Annotated in this window: 1 protein-coding gene; it reads left to right on the top strand. The window is 62.6% G+C overall.

Annotated features, from left to right (window positions below; all coding sequences use genetic code 11):
* The coding region (locus EN859_RS37410; protein WP_348632979.1) for an NUDIX domain-containing protein at positions 1-286 on the top strand (286 nt) is incomplete at both ends.

Raw genomic sequence — 286 nt, 5'->3', positions numbered from 1 at the left:
GCCGCATTCTCAAGGACGAGACACTCGACGCCGCGTTCTCGCGCATTGCCGACGCCGAACTCGGCGTGCCGAGGCTCGCACGTTCGTCCGCGCGATTCGAGGGCGTCTTCGAGCATCACTACAGCGACAACTTTGCAGGCGAGTCTGGCGTCTCGACGCATTACATCGTGCTGGCCTATGCGTTGTCGCTTGCGGACACGCAACGACTCGGCCGGCCCGATCAGCACAACGGCTACCTATGGCTCACGCCCGCCGAATTACTGGTACGCGATGACGTGCACGACAA

The sequence above is a fragment of the Mesorhizobium sp. M00.F.Ca.ET.216.01.1.1 genome, assembly GCF_004010325.2.
In the GTDB taxonomy this organism is placed as follows: Bacteria; Pseudomonadota; Alphaproteobacteria; order Rhizobiales; family Rhizobiaceae; genus Mesorhizobium.
Note: the sequence above shows the minus strand (reverse complement) of the source record. Positions and strands in the feature narration are given on the sequence as shown.